Origin of the sequence: Oligella sp. HMSC05A10, assembly GCF_001808335.1 — a bacterium.
In the GTDB taxonomy this organism is placed as follows: domain Bacteria; phylum Pseudomonadota; class Gammaproteobacteria; order Burkholderiales; family Burkholderiaceae_B; genus Oligella; species Oligella urethralis.
This window is the reverse complement of record NZ_KV792953.1, coordinates 1-21597: the sequence shown is the minus strand read 5'-3', so window position 1 is coordinate 21597 and position 21597 is coordinate 1. Positions and strand designations below refer to the sequence as shown.

Here is a 21597-nt window from a genome sequence, read left to right as displayed (position 1 = left end):
AGTTGTTAGATCAACGCTAAAATTTATAGGATAGCTCATTGAACAATAATCATTTTATGCCAGTGGATTTGCATTGCCACTCTACCATTTCAGATGGTGTTTTAGCACCTGCCGCAGTAGCTGAGCGTGCCTACCATAATGGGGTACGTTTGTGGAGTCTCACTGATCATGATGAAGTAGCAGGTCAAGCAGAAGCACAACAAGCGGCCCAGGCCTTAGGCATGGATTATGTCACGGGGATCGAGATTTCAGTGACGTGGCAGGATCGTACCTTACATATGGTGGGCTTAGCCTTTGATCCTGAAAATCAGACCCTAAATGAGGGTTTAGCGGCGATTCGTGAGGATCGTAACAGTCGCTCATTTAAAATTGCTGAAAAATTCGATGCCTTAGGTATTCCAAACACCTACCAAGGTGCTTTAGCCTTGGCTGACAACCCAGACTTAATCAGCCGTTCTCATTTTGCCCGTTATTTAGTACAGGCAGGGCATTGTAAAAGCATGCAGGAGGTGTTTGATCGTTATCTGAGTGATGATGGGCCAGCCAATGTACGAACAGCCTGGGCCTCATTACCCGAAGCCGTGTCTTGGGTGAAGGCGGCTGGTGGGGTTGCGGTGATTGCGCACCCGGGACGTTATAAGTATAGTCGCAGTCAGTTTGTGGAGTTATGGCGTACTTTTAAGGCCTTGGGCGGAGAGGGTGTTGAGGTTGTCACCGGTTCACACACACCGGATCAGTATTATCAATACGCTGATGTTTGCAGACAATACGGCTTTTTTGCTTCTGCCGGATCGGATTTCCATGGGCCTAAGGAGGGGCGTTTAGATTTAGGTCATTTACCGCCCTTACCAAGTGGCTTAACACCCATTTGGCATCATCTTGGGTACCGCCAGTATTAATTTGGATTGAATAATGAGTAAGGCGTTTGTAAAAGAAGATAGCGAGCTTGATGATGACTTAATGACTGCGGATGCATCAATTCCGCAGGGCGTTAAAAACTATATCACGCGTGAGGGCTACAATAAAATGCGTGAGGAATTAGCGGATTTGCTCAATAACGAGCGTCCCGCTGTGGTCAATACCGTTTCTTGGGCCGCCTCAAATGGCGACCGTTCGGAAAATGGTGACTATATCTATGGTAAAAAGCGCTTGCGTGAAATCGATCGACGCATCCGTTTTTTAACTAAACGCATTGAAAGCATTGAGGTTGTGGATACGCATCTACAAACAAATCGTGATCAAGTGTTTTTTGGTGCCACGGTCGACTATATCAACCAAGACGATGAGGCTTTCAAGGTGACCATTGTCGGGATAGATGAAGCAGAGCCATTAGCCGGAAAAATCAGTTGGATATCACCGGTTGCACGTGCCTTAATGAAAGCAAAAGAGGGGGATGTGGTGTTTGTTAAAACCCCTAATGGCATGCAAGAACTGGAAATCCTTGAGGTTACCTACCCAGAACACTAAGGTTTTGCTCCGTGTACATTGATTCTTGATGATAGATAGTTGATAATGATTCTCAATATTGTATTATTTCATCATACTTAAGTTAAATTGAGGAGTGTCAATGACTAAGTTAGCAAAAGTACTGTTAGTGTCTTTTTTGTTTAGTCTACCCACTCGCTTATCGGCGTTTGAATTAAAGCACAGTGAGGGTATCGTAAAGTTGGCTACACCCCCTCAAACCATCGTTAGTTATGATTTGGCGATACTTGACAGTTTACATTATCTGCAAATACCAGTGGTTGGTATGCCCGATGTGCGTCAGCGTGAGCCATTTCAAAAATATGGGGAAATGCCTAGCGTTGGTACCTTGTTTGAGCCTGATTATGATGCTTTGAATAGTCTTAAGCCTGATTTGATTTTTGCCAGTCGCCGCACTCAGGATAAGTTAAGCAAGCTGAATCAAGTCGCACCGGCTGCCTATTTGTCAACGGCGCCGGGGCAGTTTTTAAGTGATTTTAAATCGCATCATTTACATCTAGCGAAAGCTTTTTCAAAAGAAGCGGAGGTAGAGCCTAAGTTGGCAGCAATTGAGGAGGATTTAACTAAGCTACATCAACTCAATCAGGGGCGGACTGCAGCCTTATTAATGGTCTTTAATGATAGAAAAATCATCAGTCAAGGAGCCGGCGATGTGATGGCTTATGCCTTTGAGGTACTAGGACTTAGCGTCGTGCCGACTGCTAAGCCTGAGCCAGCTGCTCAAGCCAAAGCTCACCAAGCTCATTCACCAAAGAAGCGTAAGCAAGGGGCAGCTGAAAATGCTTACCGACGTCATCAGCAACAACTACAAGCCATCGCCGAGGCAAATCCTGATTGGTTGCTTGTGATGGATCGCCAACAAATGCGTACAGGAAAGCTGCAAGCGGATGCCATCATTCAAGCGCATCCTGTGTTAGGCAATATGGATGCGGTAGTGCATAAGCGGGTACTTTATCTTGACCCGGCTAGGTGGTATTTGATGCGAGGTGGTCTTGATAACTTGCACCAACTTATCACTACGACGAGCCAAGCGATGCAAGGAGACTAAAAGCGCATTATTTTAATGACGAGCCGCCATTCTTCTTTATTAATCCGCTTTTCATCTTAAAATGATGGGTTAATTATTTACTCAATTCATGGATATAGATTGAATGTTAGATTTTATTCGTAAACATCAGAAGTGGATGTTGGTGTTCATCATTATTCTTGTGGTGCCGTCTTTTGTGTTTTTAGGCGTAGCAAACTATCAAGGCATGCTAAGTAATGATGCAACACTTGCCCAAGTAAAAGAGCAAAAAATTAGCCGCGAGCTATTTAATATGGAATGGCGCGATCGTCTAAATCAGCTTAGAATCCAAGGTGGCAATCAGTTCGATATCAGTCAGGTAGATGTTCCGCAAAATCGTCGCGCCTTTTTAGATCAAATGATTAATGCACGTGTGCTGCATGAGCAAGTGCTGGCTAAGCATTACTCAGCGACTGACGATATGGTGCGCCAAGCCATTGCTGCAGATCCTCAGTTCCATGATGAGGGTCGTTTTAGTGTACAAAAATACAGTGATTTTTTACAACGCCTCGGTATTGATGCCAATATGTACCAAAATAGCGTGCGTTATAGTTTGGCCTTGGAGCAGGTGACTGAGCCTGTTACTGCTGCATTATCGGTGCCCGTAGCGGTGGAAAAGGCAGTACTCGCTTCTTTATTACAAGAGCGCTCGGTACGTTTAAGACTGTTTGAGGCCTCAACATATTTTGCAGAAAATGAGCCGACAGAAGCTGAAGCAAAAAGCTGGTATGAGCACAATAAAGAGTCGCTCAAAGTTCCTGCCTCAGTGGATGCACAGTATATTATTCTGAATGAAGCGGCGGCGGTCAAGGCGGTACCTCAACCGACGGATACCGAATTAGAGCAGTATTATGAGTCTAATAAAGCGCGCTACGTATCACCGGAGCGTCGTTCCATTAATCATATTCAGTTAAATCTACCTACCGCAGCAACGCCTGAACAAGTGGCTGAGGTTGAGCAAAAAGCAACTGAGCTCAAGCAACAATTAGATGCTGAGCCAGCAAAATTTGCTGAGTTAGCGAAGCAATACTCTGATGATGCTGGTTCGAAGCAATCGGGCGGTCGTTTGGGTATGCTCGCCAAGGGAGATATTCCGGAGTTAGATGAGCTGGCGTTTAGCCCCGCAGAAACCGGTATTTATGGTCCGTTGCGTATTGATAACGCCTTGCATATTATTCAGCTTGATAGCATTGAAGCCGCAGTGACAAAACCCTTTGCTGATGTACGCGATGACTTAATTCATGAAGTCCGCTTACAAGTGGCTTCCGACCGCTTTGCTGAGTTATCGAGTGAGTTAGTATTATTGGCCAATGATGCGCATCAAAGTTTAGAAGATATTTCTACACGTTTAGAATTGCCCATTCATACGGTAAAAGGGGTAGGCCAAGCAGGCATGGTGGCTGGTGCTGAGCAAACTGAGGACACAGCTATTTTTACTAAGTACCCGCAACTGCGTGAGACCTTATTTAGTCATGCCTTATTAGAGGAAGGCGCAACCTCCGGGGTAGTGGAATTATCACCCACCGAATTGGTGGTGCTTAAAGTAAGTGAGCACACGCCAGCTTATGTACCCGAATTTGATAAGGTTAAAAATGAGGTGGTGACGGCGGTTAAAACGGAGAAAAGTCTGGCTCAAGCAAAGGCCTCTGCAGAGGAAGCAATGGCTAAGCTAAGCTCTGGACAAAGCACCTCATTAACAGATTTTGATGAGCCCATCACGGTTAGCCGCTTAATGGGTAATTTACCACAAAGTTTATTAGATGCGATTATGTCGGCGCTGGTAGATAATTTACCGTCTTATACCACCTTCTGGATCCCTCAGGGCTATGTGGTGGCTAGAATTGAGTCGGTACAAGAAAGCCAAGCAGCTGACGATGGCTTGAAAGCACAGATTGAACAGTTATTGTTGATTGGTCAACAAACGGAGCTGCAAAGACAGATGCTATATACGCTTAGAAATAATATGAAGGTCAAAGTTTTTGACGAAAGTGAGCGTGTCATCAACGATGTGGGCATGGAATGATGCTGATGCCAGTGCATAGCTAATAATAAGGGGTTGTGACGTTTTGTGTTACAACCCCTTTTTAGTGACTGCCTGTAGGCCAATATTAGTTTTTAATGCGAGTGATTCGATGGACTGCGCGAATGGTACGTAGCTTACGAATCACTTTGGCTAAGTGGTCGCGATCCTCGACTTGAATGGTGGCATGAACCTTAGAAATATTCATACCACCGTCCTTGGTGGTGATATTAATAATATTTGAATCCGCCTCGGCAATTTTAATCATTAATGCTCCTAAGGCACCTTTTTCATTGTCCAAAGTGATTTCTAAGCGCGTCGATAAATGCTTAGAGGGATCCTCATCCCAGGCTACCTTAACCCAACGCTCAGGTTCTTTTTCTTTGGATCGTAAAGCGGTAGGACAGTCATTGGTATGTACGACAATACCGTAACCAGGTCGTAATACAGCCATGATCTGATCGCCGGGGATCGGCATACAACAAGGCGCTAATTGAACAGCTTGTCCTTCTTTGCCTTGGATTAAAATGGTGGAACGATAGGCGGTTGACATTTCATCTAGCACGGCGGCCGTGGTTGCCAACAGTGGATTGTCGATCAAGAAACGCCGTGCTACCACCTGTGCTAGGCGTGTGCCCAGACCAATATCTAGAAATACTTCATCAATGCTCTTGGCACCGGCATTAATTGCCAAGCGATACCAAATCGGGTCTTCATCTTCAGGGATGCGAATGCCTAATTCAGCCATCGCTCGATGTAACAGCTTTTCGCCGAAGCGCATGGAGTCATTAGAATTTGATTTACGTAAAAAATTACGGATTTCTGCGCGTGCTCGTCCAGTACGTACAAACTCCATCCATGAGGTTTTAGGGGTGGCGTCCTCAGCCGTGATGATATTTACCGTTTGGCCGCTGTGCAATGGTGTATTGATGGCAACTGCTTCACCATCAATCTCGGCCGAAACAACGTGATTACCCACATCGGTGTGAATAGCATAAGCAAAGTCAACTGGTGTCGCACCGCGCGGTAATGAAATAATCTTACCGCGTGGTGTGAGCACAAATACCGCATCGGGGAAAAGATCTACCTTAACATAATCCAAGAACTCCGCTGAGTCATGCGTTTGTTGTTGGATATCGAGTAGCGACTGTAACCATTGATGCGTTTGCTGCTGAATATCGTTAAGATTGGCTCCCTTGGATTTATAGATCCAATGCGACACCAAGCCTTTTTCAGCCATATTATGCATATCACGGGTACGGATTTGAAATTCAACGGCATTACCATGTGGACCGATTAGGGTCGTATGCAATGACTGATAGCCGTTAATTTTAGGGATCGCAATATAGTCTTTAAACTTTCCCGGCACCGGTCGATAGAGCTGGTGTAATACACCGAGCGCTAAATAACACTCCGGCAGAGTATTAACAATCACTCTAAAACCATGCAAATCCAGGACTTCCGCAAAACTTTTCTTTTGCTCGACCATTTTTCGATGCACGCTGTAGAGTGACTTTTCACGACCATTGACCTCTGCCTCAATGCCTTGGGCTGTTAAGCTAGAGACCACGGTATCGAGGATTTTAGTTAACACCTCACGGCGATTACCCTTGGCTGCCATCATCGCTTTTTCAAGCACTTGATAGCGGAAAGGGTGGGCCGCAGCCAGACAAAGATTGTGGAATTCACGTACTAAGGTATTGAGACCAAGTCGGTCAGCAATAGGGGCATAAATTTCTAGGGTTTCACGTGCCACACGGCGCCCCTTTTCAGGTGTCACGCCGCCTAGAGTGCGCATATTGTGCAATCTATCCGCTAGCTTGACCAAAATCACACGTACATCCTTAGCCATGGCCAGGAGCATTTTTCTAAAACTCTCAGCCTGTTGTTCGGCCTTTGATGTAAAGCGGATTTTATCTAATTTGGTGAGGCCGTCAACGAGTTCAGCAACGTCGCTATTAAAGGCTTCAGCAATTTCCTGTTTGGTGACGTCTTGATCTTCAATGGTGTCGTGCAATAATGCTGCCACCAAAGCATTAATATCTAGCTTCCACTCAGCGCAGATCTCACACACGGCTACCGGGTGCGTAATATAGGGTAGACCGCTATCACGCATTTGCCCTAGATGTGCTTTATCTGCAAAATGATAAGCACGGACAACGGTATCGATATCTTCATCAGAGAGATAAAGACTGATTTTTTGTAAAAGATTATCAAGAATCCCAGCCTTTGCGGGATCCTTGTCCTGTGACTTAGCTTTAGCGTAGCTATTTAATAATAAGTAGTTTTGTACCACAACTTGAAGGTTTTTTGCTTTAGGCACAGCCTTGTCCTCGCGTGATGCTGAACCACGTCTAAAACGACTTAAGAAATCGCTTGCGCCTTTTTTACTCATAAGCTTGTATTATTCCAATTCATTACGCACAGTACAAATGCCACTACTTTCAGTATAAAGCATTAAAGCGGCACTTTGCGAAGCATTTCTAAACCAGTTTTACCTGCTGCAATTTCGCGCAAAGCAATCACGGTAGGTTTGTCACGGTTGACATCGACACGCGGTTCATGACCTTGTGCAATTTCACGGGCACGGTAGGTTGCTACTAGGGTTAAATCAAAGCGGTTATTAATTTTTTCTAAACTATCTTCAACGGTGATACGAGCCATATGTTAATAATTCTCATGAAAATGGGTTAAAAACTGAAGCCATTCATTAAAGATGGCTTCAATATACTGATAAAAAAGCTGGTGAAGGCTATTTATTGAGCTAAAATTCCATAACTTTGGAAGAGCTCACTATGCTTTTTTGCTTGACTGGCAAAACGCAGACGAGCAACCGCAACAATTTGTTGCAATTGCTGTAGCGCCACACTAAAGTCATCATTAATAATAACATATTCACATTTATCAGCTTGCGCTATTTCTTTGCTCGCTGCAAGGACACGACGCTCGATCACTGCCTGACTATCTTGGCCACGCTTATTTAAGCGTTCATTTAAAATTTCAATCGACGGTGGCAGGATAAAAATATCAATCACTTGTGGAAATTGCTCACGTACTTGAGCAGCACCTTGCCAGTCAATTTCCAATAAAATATCTTGTCCCTTGTCGATACGCTCCTGGACATAGGCTTTAGGAGTGCCATAGTAGTTGTCGTGCACTTTGGCCCATTCCAGCAGTTCATTACTATCTCTTAGCGTTTCAAATTCCTCGACCGAGAGAAATTTATAATGCACATTATCCTGTTCGCCGGGACGCGGCGCACGGGTAGTGCAGGAGATAGATAAGCCGATATTGCTGTCTTCCTTTAAGAGTGCACTGATCAAGCTGGATTTACCAGCACCACTGGGTGCCACAACCATAAAGACATTGCCTGGGAAATTTTTCATGGATGCTACTTTGATAATTCAATAATTCAATTAATATATTACAAATTGTACATAATTTAGATCGTTTATCGGAGTTTTAGGTGCAAAGTTGGCAAGAGTTAATTGAACATGAGCAGTCGCAATCTTATTTTAAAAATTTATGTTTATACCTTGAGCAGGAACGTGCCGCAGGGCAGGTGATTTATCCACCGTCTGCAGAGATATTTAATGCCTTTAAATTAACTCCTTTGGAACAAGTTAAGGTGGTGATTTTAGGTCAAGATCCCTATCATGGTCCGCAACAAGCCCATGGATTGGCATTTTCAGTAAATCCAGGCATAGCCATACCACCATCGTTAAAAAATATTTATAAAGAGTTAGCAAATGATATTGCAGGCTTTACCACGCCGAGACACGGGGACTTACGCAGTTGGGCCAAGCAGGGGGTATTTTTACTTAATACGGTCTTAACCGTGCGTCATGCGGCTGCGCATTCGCATGCCGAGATTGGCTGGGAGCGCTTTACGGATGAAGTGATTGCCACCTTAAATAAGCAAAAAACTGCTTTAGTCTTTTTATTATGGGGCTCGCATGCCCAGAAAAAAGGTCGCTTTATCGATAAGCAAAAGCATTTGGTACTGACTGCCCCACATCCTTCACCTTTGTCTGCTTATCGGGGATTTTTCGGCTGTGGGCATTTTTCAAAGGCGAATAACTATTTAATTAAGCACGGTGTGGCGCCTATTCATTGGCAGCTTTAAGGAGCTCGGCCACTGCCTGTCAAGCACATTGCGTATGGATATCCATAGTTAGTTCTGTTGATTGTTGTTTGATCTGCTCTGTAGGAAACTGAAATACCAACACACATTTCAGGAGTAGAAAATGACAATATCCAAGCATCATCCCATGACAGGCGGTGCCGCTGCATTGCCTGCGCAAGGCAAAGCAACAGTGGCAGCTCGGGGTCGCAGCTTGTGGCGACAAAGTGGTCAAGCCATGACCGAATACATTATCATTGTGGCCTTAGTGGCGGTGGCTGCCATTGCTACTTATCAGCTGTTTGGTCAAGTGGTTCGTTCGCAAACTGCTGCCATGGCCAAAGAACTGGCTGGTGAGGACGGTACTGCGCAATCACAGATGGCACAGTCAGCAGCCCAGTCGGCCGAGCAGCAGACGGCCTCAAAATCTTTAAAATCCTTTACTGGCAACGCAGACGCCGCCGGTGGCTAGTCATTGTTAAGAGGGTGTTGACGATGAAAGGCTTTAAGGCGCTCGCTTTGTCTTGTCCGCTTAGCTATATGCGCATGTTTAGAACACAACAGGCATTGAACCAGCAAAGCGGACAGGCATTGATACTCGGTTTAGCCATGTTACTGGTATTGGTCGTGCTTTTGATGAGCTTATTTCAACAAAGTCGACTAGTGAATGCTAAGGCTAAACAAATTCATACCGTAGAAGCGGCGGCTTATTCTGGTGCCTTAATCCAAGCGCGTGCTTTAAATATGCAGGGCTATATCAATTTGGCTCAAGTTGGTCATCAAATCGCGATGGCGCATTTAGTGACCTTAGGCTCTTGGGCCAAGTTTGCGGCCACTGAAAATCGTCAATACCTCATTGCTAATCCACCTTCTTATCTGATTGGTATGATGTTTGGTATTTCTCATCAAAATGCTTATGCGGCCTCACGTCGAGCAAGTTCAATTATTTCTTTTGCAGAACGTCATAATGAGTTAGAGCAGCGCTACGCCAAACACGATGAGATTGTGAATCAGGTGCTATTGGAAGTCGCTTACGCAATTCGAAAGCATCAAACAACGACGCGTGATGCGGCGATACAAGCAGTAATTGAAGCCAATTATCCGGCCTATCAAGTGGCTATCACAGACGCTGCTCTCAGTTCAGCTACTGTTGATATGTCAAAGCAAGTACGTTGGCAGCTGACGGAGCAAGATAATCAGCATTTCACTACGGTTTATAAGCCAAGCGGTAATTATCGCTCCTTGATCAATCAGGTTGCAAAAGTATATAAATTTTTAGATCCGCGTCAGGAATTAACAAGAAATAACTGGCCTGTGAGTAAACGTTGTCCGCATTTACGCCATGAATTAAGACGCCAAGGCACTACCATTTTGAATCAGCATGGTAATTGGCAAGCTACCGATACGCAATCTTTCCATGCTTTACGCTCTAACCGTTGGATTGGCTGCTATTACCGTGAATATCCGATGGCTTGGGGTTGGGTTTCGGGGGCATTGAATACTATCCCAGAGGGTATGGAGTATAGCGAAAATCCGCCGGATGATTTTGCGAATCAAGACTTTTGGCGCTGGGTCAAAGAGGCGACACAGTGGGATTTATTAGGCGGCGTACAAAATCCTTTGGCTAACTCCCGCGCTATCAAGCAGCGCGTGCAATGGGGTGGTGGCGGTTTAGTGCCTTATGTGGATATCAATCCTGAGGCTAAGGATAAATTAAGCTTTCAATTGCATTTAAGTGGGCCTGAAGTGGACGGTCAATTGATGACGGTGAGTGCCCAGGCTGAGAGTTTTTTTGAGCGTTTTAAAGCACGTACTGACGCTAAGCATGAAAAAGCCAATCTATGGCATCCCTATTGGTTAGCACGTTTAACTGAGACCGCTGAATCCTCCTCAGAAGCGGCTGACAGTGCTAGCAAATTAGCAAATTTTAAGGAGTAGCTATGGCTAGTTATTTATTGACATCATGCCGCCATCCAAGTTTAGCAGCGCAAAGTGGTCAATCCATTGTGGAAAGCTTGGTTTTGTTGTTAGTGCTGATAGTCTTTTTTAGCGCCATCCCATGGTTTGGGCGTATTAGTGATATTGCACTACAACAGATGAATGCTAGCCGCTATGCCGCATTTCAATTAACGCGGCATGAAGAGGGTATTGATGAAGCCGATTTAAAGCATCGTTTCTTTTTATCAAAAGAACATCAGTGGCGCGATCGTGCGCATAACAAAATCATTCAGCACGATAGGATTCACGTTCAATTGGATCGCTCAAAAAAACTAGCCGCCGCAATGCAGCCGGGTGCAGATGAAATCCATGCAACAAGGCTGCGGCAAGAGTGGCAGGTTGAGGATAAGGGAGTGGCAGCGGTGCATGTGACTACCCGCCCTCACTACACCCAAGTTGACGATCGAAGTCATGTAGCGATGAGTCCAGGACTGTCATTTTTTGATCAGCAACTGCTTAATATTCAACGGCATACTGCCATATTGACTGGTGCGGCGCATAGTGCCACCGATATGAATGCGCATCGCCGAACAGCAGAAAGTGATTTGGCGTGGGGTGAAGCAAGCCAAGCTTCTTATGAAAGTGGTCGTAAGGTGGCGGAGATTGCTGCGCCTATTGATGCCGCATGGAAGCGTCCTGCACCAGTTTTTGATTGGCTATCTCCTTGGGCAGGGGCATTACCCGGCCATCATTTAGAGCATGTAACAGATGGGAGTAAGTGATGCGGCTGACTTTAAATGATTGCAGAGCGCTGTTGGTCTTGCTATTGATGATGGCGAGCACACTTGGCAGGGCTTCAGAGATTGAGCAAGGGGCGACCATGGTGGCACATGAAGTAAGTCAACGCCTATCGCTGGAGCTTAGGGAAAAGGTTTTTCAAGGGCAGGTGTTTTCTCAAGCACTGAGTGCCTGGCAAGTGAGTTCGGAGACTGATTTTTCTAATTTGCTGAGGCGCTTAGCTATGCAAAGTGTTTTTCAGCAATATCACAGCATTGGCAATGTCATCATCTTAAGCGGTGAGTTGGGCAAGTATTCGCTCTTGTTGCAGCTTGAACGCATCAATTTCGACGCTTATCAGGGCCTCTTAAGTGTGATGCCGGCGACTCCGTTTGCATCTCATACGAGCTCATCGGCACCGCTCTATACGCACTTAGTCAATGAGTTTAAGGGGCTTAGTCCTCAACGCTTAGCTTGGTTGCCATCATCGTCGTTGCTATTAATGAATATCCAAAGCGATAATCAGCGCTCGCAACAGATTTATTTTGATGCGATGGATATTGCATCGTTCCAGCAGCAGCTTGAGAACAATTTAATCTTAGCTGGTTGGGAGCGGAGTAACAGCACAGAGTTTGGGCTCAGTCTGTGGTCTAAGCAAGAACGTCAAGTTCGTCTGTATTACAGTGCGCAGGCCGAAGGTACCGCACTGTATGTATTAAGTGATGACTTATCAAAGGATAGTTATGAAATTACAGATCAATAAAAAAGCGACGGTTGTGATTTCTTTGGCCATTTTTGCCGGCTTGTTAGCTGCTTGGTCAGCACAAAAGTACATTAATGAAAAGGTGGAAATGTTGGAAGCGCAAGCTCGTGTCGAGACCGTGCAACGTGTCGTGGCAGCCTATGATTTACCAGAGGGCACAAGAATTGATTCACACCATGTAGCGGTGCGTGATATTCCTAAGGAATGGGTTGCCGGTGGCAGTATTTTGCCCGAGGAATTTATTCATATTCAGGGGCAGGTGGTGACAGCTTCGCTAAAGCGTGGTGATCAGCTTTTATGGGCAAATACGGCGCATGTTAAAAGCAAGCCTTTTTCTGACAAAATCAGCCCAGGACGTCGTGCCGTCACCATCCCAGTGGACACCATCAACTCGGTCTCAGGTATGTTGGTGCCTGGCGATTTAATTGATCTTTATGTCTCCTTTGAATATCGACGCAAGCAAATTACCGCCCCCTTATTACAGGGTGTATTGGTAATGGCTACGGGTCAACAAAGTCGTCCGGGTGTGGAGCCAGGTGATGTTAATTCAAGGTATTCCACGGTAACCCTGGATACAGCACCGGAGGAGGCGGCAAAGTTGGTAGCGGCCAGACAAGCCGGCACCATTACGGCCTTATTACGTAATCCGGCGGACGATAAAGCCGCTCAAAAAGGGGTGAGAGGTGATTTAGCCAATATGCTCGGTATTGCGACACCGCCACCACCGATTAAGCGTAAACCACAGGTGATTTATGGTGATCAAAATAATAAGAAACTGCCTAATTTAGCCATTAATCCAGAGGTTGAAACGAGCACCAAGGACGATCGCGGTGTCTTTGACTTACCAGCTCAGGAGGATTTGGTTAGCGCTTGGATTAACTCATTACCTAAGACCCAAATTAGTGAGGAGCTTAGCTTAAATGGCCCGCTAACTGAGGAACATGAAATGGTATTAGGCGATTAACGGTCTAGCACTTGAAATGCTTTACAAAAAGAGGAGATGTCTAATGAGTCAGTTTAAATCACATGCAAAAGAGGGGTATATGCTTAAGTCCTTAAATACTATTTGTTTTTATGTTCTGAAGATTTTGCTACTGCTATTCCCTGCGCTTGCCATGGCGCAGCAGAAAATTAATTTAACCGTAGGGCAAATTCATGTTTTGCCATCTGAAAATATAGCGCGGGTAGCGGTAGGTGATGGAAATGTGCTGAATGCCGTAACCGATGATGATAAGGAGGTGGTACTCTTTGCCAGAGCAGCGGGAGATACCAGCTTACAGTTATGGGATGTGGATGGTAACTCCAAAAATTATCATATCACGGTAGGCTCGGCCGTGCAGAATCGCTTACAGCATGAGATTCGCAATATGTTGAATCGCATTCAAAATGTTAAAGCGACTGTACTCGGTGAAAAAGTCATCGTGGAGGGCGAAAAATTAAGTGATGCCGATAGAGAACGTGTGCAGTTATTAGCTAAGCATTACCCACAAATAATTGATATGACCAGTCAGATAGGGTGGGATCAAATGGTGTTATTGGATGTGCAGATTCTCGAGATTCCAAGAAGTTTTTTACAAGAGCTGGGCGTCAGTTGGCAGAGCAATACGGTGGGAGGTTTTAATGCCGGTGTGGTTTGGGATAGTGTTGGTCGTAATTTATTAACGCGACCTGGTGAACAAGCGCTGGATGCTGTTTTAGCCCAAAGTCACCCCCTTGGCTATTTCGGCGTGAATGCTTTACTGAGCTCTAGTCTTAAGGCCATGACGAATGAAGGTAAGGCCGTGATGCTAGCGCAGCCTCAGTTAATGGCTCGTAGCGGTGCGACCGCTGAGTTTTTAGCTGGCGGTGAGGTGCCATATGCCATCGCAGACGGTAACGGTAATACCCAAACCGTGTTTAAGCCTTACGGCGTCAGCCTACAAATCACACCACGGATTGAGAAAAACGGTATTGTACGCTCGAGTATTAATGTGGAAGTAAGCTCCATTGATGGTTCTATGGCTTTGCAGGGTGGACCAGCGCTGAAAATTCGTCGTACTAATACGGAATTTAATGTGCGTTCGGGTGAAACCTTAGTGCTGTCCGGATTTATTTCTCGGGATCAAATGCAGAACATGGATAAGGTGCCGGGAATGGGTGATGTGCCAATCTTAAATGCTTTATTCCGTTCTAAAAAGTTTCAAAACCAGGAAACTGAATTAGCTATTTTTGTGCGCCCGGTCGTTGTCTCCTCAGATAATGAAGATATGCAAAGACGGATTATGCGTTCTCAGGCTATTGTCGATAGTAGCTTTGAACAACAACCCTTAATTAATGTAGCGATTCGCCAAGAGGTGGGTTCTAAAGCTGCACAGATGCCAGTATCTACTCAAGCGAAAGTGCAGAACGGTCGTGTTGATGTGGCTAAAACCTTTGCTGCGCATCATTTTTATAGTCGCGAGCTACCGGCATTCACCGTGCCTAAAAAGTCCAAATTAATCCTTCGCCCGCTTAATTCTAAAAAACTAAAAAAAGGAAAGGCCTCATGAATCGACTATGCTTAAATTTACAATTTGAAGATGGTAGATGCGAAGAAAAGTGGTTTGACTTACCCCTTGATATCGGCAGGCATAGTCAGGGATTAGTGCTTAAAAGTTGGCGCGTGGCAAGAGAGCATGCCAAAATCGAAGCTAAGGACGGTGAGCTTTATCTGCAGGATCTGGGCTCCTTGGGTGGTACGCTATTAAACTCGCAGCGTATTCATCATCTTCATCCCTTAAAGCTCAATGATCAAATCGTCATCGGTCCTTGCTTAATACGCATTGTAGCGATTGATAGTGGTCAGGAACCGGGGCACACAGTTAACGACGCCTCTGATCCTCAGAAAAACCGTGTGCAAACCACGGCAAGGCCTTTGTCTAAAGCAGACTCCGCTACTATTATGCCTCAGGCTGTACCACCCTCCGAGCGGACGAGCGGTATTGTGCAAGCGCCTGATGCTAGGACCTTGATTGCGCAACGAAATCAATTGCATAAGCTTTTGCTTGAAGCACTCGATCTGAAGCGTAATAACATCACGGCAATGGATGATGCTTTATTACGTGAGGAAGCGGCTAAATTGCTAAACAAAATTATTCAAGCTGATAAACAATTTAGTGAATTAAGTTATGCTCAAGAGCTATCGCAGATGGTCATTGATGAGGCAGTAGGCTTGGGTCCTTTAGAGCCATTATTACAGGATCCAAGCATTACCGAGATTATGGTAAATCGCTTTGATGAGATTTACATCGAACGCAATGGCAAGCTTGAAGCCCATCCCATGAGTTTTAGCAGTAATCAGTCGGTGATATCCATCATTGATCGCATTGTCTCCCCCATTGGCCGACGGATTGATGAAAGTTCGCCGATGGTGGATGCACGCTTAAAAGATGGTTCCCGAGTCAATGCAGTGATCCCACCCATTGCCATCAAGGGGCCCAGTATCACCATCCGTAAATTTCCCCTCAGACGTCCCGCCATGGCAGATCTAGTGGCCTTGGAGTCGTTGGATAACTATATGCGTGAATTCTTGGATCTATGCGTGAAGCATCGCATGAATATGATTATATCTGGTGGTACCGGCTCGGGTAAAACCACCTTATTAAATGTGCTGTCAAATTGTATTCCTGAGGATGAGCGTATTGTGACCATTGAGGATGCGGCGGAGTTGCGTCTGAATCATCGTCATCTCATTAGCCTTGAATCACGCCCAGCAAATACTGAGGGTAGAGGGCAAGTAAGTATACGTGACTTAGTGAAAAATGCCTTGCGGATGCGACCGGATCGTATTGTGGTGGGAGAATGCCGTGGTGGCGAGGCTTTTGACATGCTTGGGGCCATGAATACTGGCCACGAAGGCTCTTTAACCACCTTACATGCGAATTCACCACGTGATGCCATTGCTCGCTTAGAAGTCATGATCTTAATGGCTGGCATGGATATACCGCTTAATGCGATCCGTGAGCATATTGCCTCCAGTATTGATTTTATTGTACAGCAAACACGATTAAGTAATGGTCGCCGCGTGGTGTCTTCCATTGTTGAGGTGTGTGGTTTAGAAAGCGGAATTATAAAAATTCAAGAGATATTTAAATTTCAAAAGGGGGCGAGCAGTGGTTTTTATGGGCTTGGTATTATCCCGGAGCAATTTGAGCGTCTAAAGGAGCAGGGCTTGGCCTTGGATATCGAGCAGTTTAATCAAGTGACCTTGTCAACGACGCAGTCTGCGCATAGTTTGCATTGATAGAGGAGTCACCATGGTTTTGCTTAGTCTCTTTTGTGCTGCTATCTCCATTACACTAATTTGTTGGTTGCTCTTAAAGGGCTTTAATCAAGCAGCTAATCGTTATGAGCATCAGCTCAAAGAACAAATGCGGGTGCAGCTAAGTGATGCGTTTATTTTCTTTGACCCAGTACAGCTTTGGAGTCTTTCGGTAGCTGCAACGGTTAGTGTGTTTTTTGTGTCATGGCTACTGTTTCAGTTGTGGTGGCTGTCCCTGTTATTCGCATCGCTCGTTTTTTTTATGCCTAAGCTATCGTTGTATTTGCTAAAGAAACGACGTTTACATACTTTTGATAAACAGTTACCTGACTTTTTAATGGCCTTATCCGGTGCCTTAAGAGCGGGTTCTGGAGTGCAAACTGCTATTCAATCGCTGGCTGAGGATGTGCCTTCACCCTTGGCCCAAGAGCTTTCACTGGTGCTTAGAGAGCAGCGATTAGGGGTGCCTTTTGAGCAATGTTTACAGCACCTGGCACTACGTATGCCTTCGGAAGCGTGTGAGTTATTTGTTTCCTCGCTACGGATCAGTGCTCAAACGGGTGGTAATTTATCCGAGGCGATTGAAAGAATTGCCTCTACCTTGCGTTCGCGCTTACAAATTCAGGCAAGAATTAAGGCCTTAACCTCACAAGGTAAAATGCAGGCGGTGATTATGTGCTTATTACCCATTGGCTTGATGTTTGTGTTACATCATTTGGATCCTGATGCCATGGGTCAATTATGGCAAAGCTATATGGGCTGGGCTGTGTTAGCAATTATCTTCTTTCTAGAGGCTTTAGGCATTTGGATGATTAGCAAAATCGTTGCCATTGATGTGTAGGAGTGTTTATGTCGCCCTTATTCATTTATTTAAGCTTGTCCGCTACTGCGCTCTGCTTAGGGCTGATGGTGTATTGGCTCTCAATGCCTGGTATTAAAGAGGATGTTGAAAAGCCCCAGCAACTGGAAATTCATCGTGCTTGGGGACCAGTGTGGCCATGGATTACTTTATTCGCCAATTTAGCTAAGCCCTTTATGTCATGGCGTTATCGGCTGGCTGTGGAAAAAGCGATTATCAGGGCGGGGCGCTTGGATTCACTGGCGCCAGAGCATGTGTTGGGCATGCAAATCGGATCGGCAATGTTTGGTGCTGTAGTCGCTTATTTTCTTGCTGTAAGCCTGGACTTTTCTCAGCTAATCGCGGTGATATTGTCCTTTTGTAATGCATTATTATTTTTTTATTTGCCACGTTATCACTTAGTGCAGCAAGGCAAGCTACGGCAAAAGCAAATTCTTAAGCAGTTTCCCTTCTTTTTAGACATGATTACGCTTTCGGTTGAGGGTGGTTTAAATTTTCACGGAGCCTTGAGCCAAACCCATCACTTATTACCTAAAGGACCTTTAAAAATGGAGATAAACCATGTGCTCAGTGATATCAGGGCCGGACTTTCAAGAAACGATGCCTTAAAAGCCTTGGCGCAGCGTACTGATTTAGAGGAGTTAACTCATTTGGTTTCATCCATTGCGCAAAGTCAGAGGCTCGGGGTTAGTTTAGGACCTATTCTAAGGGCACAATCTGAACAGCGACGTAGCGAACGCTTTATGCGTGCTGAAAAGCTTGCCTTGGAAGCGCCTGTCAAAATGCTTTTTCCTTTGGTGACATGTATTTTTCCTTGCACCTTTTTAGTGATTGCCTTTCCGATTGGACTAAAACTGATGGAGGCAGCATGGTAGCTAGCGGCAGACAGCAAACAATCACTTACTGCTTAAGTCCTTTGGCCAAAATAAAAGGCTTATTAACTAAAACTAGTCTGCCGGCAGGGGAGTATTATGTTTTTCCGTCGTGTCGAGCGATTCATACCTTTGGTATGCGTTTTGCTATTGACGTGATTTTTTGCAATAAAGAGGGATTAATCCTAAAGTATTGTCGACAAGTCGTTCCTAATCGTATAGTCTTTTGCAGAGATGCTTTTTTTGCGATCGAGTTGTGTGCAAATGAATTTTTAAATCAAGAGCAGCTTAAAATCATTGTAAGCACATGTTTAAAACTTGATAAATCGTATCCACAGCGTATTCGGTGGATTTAATTAGCTACACGATTTTTATAAACTAGATGGAGGGGGTATGAGTTACAAAGTACCTGTCGATGATATTAATTTTAATCTTAAAGTGATGGGTTTATTGGAGCAGATCCAAGCCTTGTCGGCTTACGAAGAGATTAGCGATGATTTGGTTGATGCCATTATCGAAGAAAATTCACGTTTAGTTGAGGAAGAAATTGCGCCATTAAATGTGGTCGGTGATCAGGATCTTCCAAGCCGTGAGCAGGGTGAAGTGAGCTTATCCAAAGGCTTTAAAGAGGCCTTAGCCTTATTCGCCGAGGGTGGATGGCAATCGTTGGCGCATGGGCCTGAGTTCGGTGGTCAAGGTTTTCCAAAGCTCATTTCTACCGTTTTATTTGAAAATCTAAACGCGGCTAATATGGCGTTTGCCTTATGCCCAATTTTGACTGATGGTTGTATTGAGGCAATCAACCAAGCCGGCACCGAAGAGCAGAAGCAATTATATATTCCACCGATGGTGGAGGGGCGTTGGACGGGAACGATGAACTTAACTGAACCTCAAGCGGGTTCTGACCTAGCGCTTTTGAAAAGCAGAGCAGTACGCCAGGACGATGGCAGTTATCGCATCAGTGGTCAAAAAATCTTTATTACTTGGGGTGAGCACAATGCCTCAGAAAATATTATTCACCTTGTCTTAGCGCGCACGCCGGACGCTCCCGCCGGGGTTAAGGGGATTTCTTTATTTGTGGTTCCTAAGTTCCTGGTCAATGAAGATGGTAGCTTAGGCAAACGCAATGATGTGGTGTGTGCCTCACTTGAGCACAAACTAGGTATTCATGGTAGCCCTACCGCCGTGATGGTTTTCGGTGACAACCAGGGTGAAGTAGGCGAGGGCGCAATTGGCTACCTCATTGGCGAAGAGAATGACGGTCTACGCCATATGTTTGTGATGATGAACGAAGCTCGCTTTGCTATCGGTTTACAAGGTACTGCAATCTCTGAACGGGCTTTACAAATGGCTTGGGCTTATGCTCAAGAACGTTTGCAGGGGAATGCGGTTGAAGGCGGTCATCGTGATACCGTCGCGATTAATCAGCATCCCGATGTACGTCGTATGTTGATGACCATTAAAAGCCTAACCGAAGGTAGTCGCGCCACCGCCCTGTATGCGGCGAGCTGTGCGGACCTGGCTAAGCATCATGAAGATAGCGAGCAACGAGCGCATTATCAAGCGATTTATGAATATTTAGTGCCAATTGTTAAAGGCTTTGCGACAGAAATGGCGCAAGAGGCTACCTCATTGGCTCTGCAAGTCCATGGCGGTATGGGTTATATCGAGGAAACCGGTGTGGCACAGCTGTACCGTGATGCGCGCATTCTGCCAATTTATGAAGGTACGACCGCCATTCAGGCAAATGACATCATTGGTCGTAAGACCATGCGTGACGAGGGCGTTGTGGCTAAATACTTTGTGGCAGAGATATTGGAGACGGCTTCGCGTTTGGCAGCTCACCAGCATGCAGACTTGAAGTTCATCGGCAAAGCGCTACAAGCTGCCGCAGAATCCTATGCTAAGGTGGTTGATAGCATTTTGAGCTTGGGTGCTGAACGTGCTATGAGGCAGGTGTTTACAGCCAGCGTATCTTATTTAATGTTGGCAGGTTATATGCATACTGGTTGGCAATTAGCCCGCCAAGCGCTCGTTGCCGCTGAGCTGGATAATGGCAATAATAAAATAGCAACAGCCTTATTTTACGCTGCACAAATTTTGCCACGTGTGGATGCATTAGCAAATGCTGTATTTGACAGTGAGCAATGTGTAAGAAGCTTTGAGGGTATTGATTTTGATGCTTAATCACTCAAAGCATAGCTGCTGATCTATCAACGGGGACCTTTGTGTCCCCGTTGGCTATTTATGGCGCTAACTTGTGGACATCAAAACGATTAGCTAAACGACTTGTTGCAATAATACCGCAAGCCGCACGCAGGATAAAAATAAGCTTGCTAAAATTACTGTATAAGTGTACAGTACTAGATATCGATACAGTAGTTTTGTTCGATTATCAGGTTTAGGGTCCTGATAGGTTTGCTCAGTTGTTTATGTGCAAAGTTTAGACTGAGCAAACCACCACAGATAGACCCATTGGCAATGCCTGTTAGCAATCCTATAAGTCAATCAGGTTTAGGAGTCAGTTATGTCTAGTAACGCGCCGATTCGTAGTATTTATAGTGTAAACAAAAACGATACACAGTTACAAGCTTCACGGCATGATGCTGTGCAGGATGCTTTATCCATGCATCCAAGCTTTACCCACCAGTATAGTCACAACTATGTGACGCTTTACAAGCGCCGTCCGAGCTCATTTTTATCTAAGCTCAAATCAATTGATATGGCTAGAGTAGGTGATGTCTTAGGAGTAGTATTATGGGCGGTATCCATACCCTTTGTCTTCAGCCTAGCTGCTGTTGCAGTCGTTTAAGCTAGTAGGACTCCGACCATTCAATTACTATTACTTTATGTGCGTTCAGCGCCATGGTAATCGTGATGAAGATTAGCTAGGCCTTATGCCGCCAAAGCTTAAATTGAAGTGGACAGGGCATCTTGAGGGGCTTGGGTGAGCAAAATTTCTAGCACATAATAATGCTATAAAACAGAAAGCCCCACATTATCAAAGCATTATGGGGTTTGTGAAATTCTTTTTATGATCCCATCTAGGTATTGGTATGTGGGACTTGGTGCGTAAATTATTCTGAGCCTGTAAGTGCATGTTTCGGCAAAGAGCCTGTAAATAATCTTGAATATCCAATATTATCTTTCTAAATCGTCGTTATCTTTACTCAATCTGTATTGGATAGCGTGATTGCTTTCAGCTTTCTTTAAATAACTGCTATTCGTTTCGATTAAGTTTTCTAATAGCTCATTATCAGCGTTAAAAGAGTTGATAGACGCTTCTATGTATTTTTCTTTACTCATTGAGCGCCAATCAATTTCATAGCCAGCTTCATTCGCTAGTTGGCTAATGAATGCTCTGTTAGTTCTTCCATTGCCCGGTATTTGTCAAGATAGTTGTCACTCATACATA

21 protein-coding genes are annotated in these 21597 nt (G+C 45.0%); 17 read left to right on the top strand and 4 right to left on the bottom strand.

Annotated features, from left to right (window positions below):
- Positions 1-56 precede the first annotated feature (56 nt).
- From HMPREF3144_RS09810 to HMPREF3144_RS09795, 4 genes are all read left to right on the top strand, one after another.
- Positions 57-899, top strand: coding sequence for a PHP domain-containing protein (locus HMPREF3144_RS09810; protein WP_018026045.1), 843 nt, complete (start codon positions 57-59; stop codon positions 897-899).
- Between the two features lie 13 nt (positions 900-912).
- Positions 913-1467, top strand: coding sequence for a transcription elongation factor GreB (gene greB / locus HMPREF3144_RS09805; protein ID WP_070477693.1), 555 nt, complete (start codon positions 913-915; stop codon positions 1465-1467).
- Positions 1468-1567: 100 nt separating this feature from the next.
- The gene (locus HMPREF3144_RS09800; protein WP_048768873.1) at positions 1568-2533 is read left to right on the top strand and encodes an ABC transporter substrate-binding protein; all 966 of its coding nucleotides are present in this window, start codon (positions 1568-1570) and stop codon (positions 2531-2533) included.
- A gap of 103 nt (positions 2534-2636) precedes the next feature.
- Positions 2637-4574: a SurA N-terminal domain-containing protein gene (locus tag HMPREF3144_RS09795; protein ID WP_070477691.1), complete on the top strand. Its 1938-nt coding sequence runs from the start codon at positions 2637-2639 to the stop codon at positions 4572-4574.
- Positions 4575-4659: 85 nt separating this feature from the next.
- Here HMPREF3144_RS09795 and HMPREF3144_RS09790 read toward each other — a convergent pair whose 3' ends face one another.
- The 3 genes from HMPREF3144_RS09790 to gmk form a co-directional block, all read right to left on the bottom strand.
- Positions 4660-6966, bottom strand: coding sequence for a RelA/SpoT family protein (locus tag HMPREF3144_RS09790; RefSeq protein ID WP_070477689.1), 2307 nt, complete (start codon positions 6964-6966; stop codon positions 4660-4662).
- Positions 6967-7028: 62 nt separating this feature from the next.
- Positions 7029-7235: a DNA-directed RNA polymerase subunit omega gene (gene rpoZ / locus HMPREF3144_RS09785; protein ID WP_018026050.1), complete on the bottom strand. Its 207-nt coding sequence runs from the start codon at positions 7233-7235 to the stop codon at positions 7029-7031.
- A 92-nt stretch (positions 7236-7327) separates the two neighbouring features.
- Positions 7328-7957 carry a guanylate kinase gene (gene gmk, locus HMPREF3144_RS09780; RefSeq protein WP_070477687.1) on the bottom strand — a complete coding sequence of 210 codons (630 nt, stop codon included), beginning with the start codon at positions 7955-7957 and terminating at the stop codon, positions 7328-7330.
- Between the two features lie 80 nt (positions 7958-8037).
- Here gmk and ung point away from each other — a divergent pair, with 80 nt between their 5' ends.
- From ung to HMPREF3144_RS09715, 13 genes are all read left to right on the top strand, one after another.
- Positions 8038-8697 (top strand): uracil-DNA glycosylase, encoded by a 660-nt coding sequence (gene ung, locus HMPREF3144_RS09775; RefSeq protein ID WP_070477686.1) that lies wholly within the window; start codon positions 8038-8040, stop codon positions 8695-8697.
- A gap of 235 nt (positions 8698-8932) precedes the next feature.
- On the top strand, positions 8933-9166 hold the full coding sequence (locus HMPREF3144_RS09770) for a hypothetical protein (protein WP_102705937.1): 234 nt from the start codon (positions 8933-8935) through the stop codon (positions 9164-9166).
- 23 nt (positions 9167-9189) lie between these two features.
- A complete protein-coding gene (locus HMPREF3144_RS09765; RefSeq protein ID WP_070477683.1) occupies positions 9190-10632 on the top strand; it encodes a hypothetical protein in 1443 nt (480 codons plus the stop codon).
- A 2-nt stretch (positions 10633-10634) separates the two neighbouring features.
- Positions 10635-11414, top strand: coding sequence for a hypothetical protein (locus HMPREF3144_RS09760; RefSeq protein ID WP_070477681.1), 780 nt, complete (start codon positions 10635-10637; stop codon positions 11412-11414).
- Entirely contained in the window at positions 11414-12172 is a 759-nt protein-coding gene (locus HMPREF3144_RS09755; protein ID WP_070477679.1) for a hypothetical protein, read from the top strand. The genes HMPREF3144_RS09760 and HMPREF3144_RS09755 overlap by 1 nt, the downstream gene beginning before the upstream one ends.
- Entirely contained in the window at positions 12153-13136 is a 984-nt protein-coding gene (cpaB, locus tag HMPREF3144_RS09750; protein WP_070477677.1) for a Flp pilus assembly protein CpaB, read from the top strand. Before HMPREF3144_RS09755 ends, cpaB begins: the two co-directional genes overlap by 20 nt.
- A 43-nt stretch (positions 13137-13179) precedes the next feature.
- Positions 13180-14700 carry a type II and III secretion system protein family protein gene (locus HMPREF3144_RS09745; protein WP_070477675.1) on the top strand — a complete coding sequence of 507 codons (1521 nt, stop codon included), beginning with the start codon at positions 13180-13182 and terminating at the stop codon, positions 14698-14700.
- A complete protein-coding gene (locus tag HMPREF3144_RS09740; protein ID WP_070477673.1) occupies positions 14697-16433 on the top strand; it encodes a TadA family conjugal transfer-associated ATPase in 1737 nt (578 codons plus the stop codon). The genes HMPREF3144_RS09745 and HMPREF3144_RS09740 overlap by 4 nt, the downstream gene beginning before the upstream one ends.
- Positions 16434-16446: 13 nt before the next feature.
- A complete protein-coding gene (locus tag HMPREF3144_RS09735) occupies positions 16447-17292 on the top strand; it encodes a type II secretion system F family protein (protein ID WP_070477671.1) in 846 nt (281 codons plus the stop codon).
- A gap of 8 nt (positions 17293-17300) precedes the next feature.
- Positions 17301-18185, top strand: coding sequence for a type II secretion system F family protein (locus tag HMPREF3144_RS09730; protein WP_070477669.1), 885 nt, complete (start codon positions 17301-17303; stop codon positions 18183-18185).
- A complete protein-coding gene (locus tag HMPREF3144_RS09725) occupies positions 18179-18538 on the top strand; it encodes a DUF192 domain-containing protein (RefSeq protein ID WP_070477667.1) in 360 nt (119 codons plus the stop codon). Before HMPREF3144_RS09730 ends, HMPREF3144_RS09725 begins: the two co-directional genes overlap by 7 nt.
- A gap of 37 nt (positions 18539-18575) precedes the next feature.
- Complete coding sequence (locus HMPREF3144_RS09720; RefSeq protein WP_070477665.1) at positions 18576-20369, top strand: acyl-CoA dehydrogenase family protein; 1794 nt, start codon at positions 18576-18578, stop codon at positions 20367-20369.
- 340 nt (positions 20370-20709) lie between these two features.
- The gene (locus HMPREF3144_RS09715; RefSeq protein ID WP_070477663.1) at positions 20710-20994 is read left to right on the top strand and encodes a hypothetical protein; all 285 of its coding nucleotides are present in this window, start codon (positions 20710-20712) and stop codon (positions 20992-20994) included.
- Between the two features lie 329 nt (positions 20995-21323).
- Here HMPREF3144_RS09715 and HMPREF3144_RS11740 read toward each other — a convergent pair whose 3' ends face one another.
- A complete protein-coding gene (locus tag HMPREF3144_RS11740; protein WP_168163064.1) occupies positions 21324-21488 on the bottom strand; it encodes a hypothetical protein in 165 nt (54 codons plus the stop codon).
- Between the last annotated feature and the right edge of the window lie 109 nt (positions 21489-21597).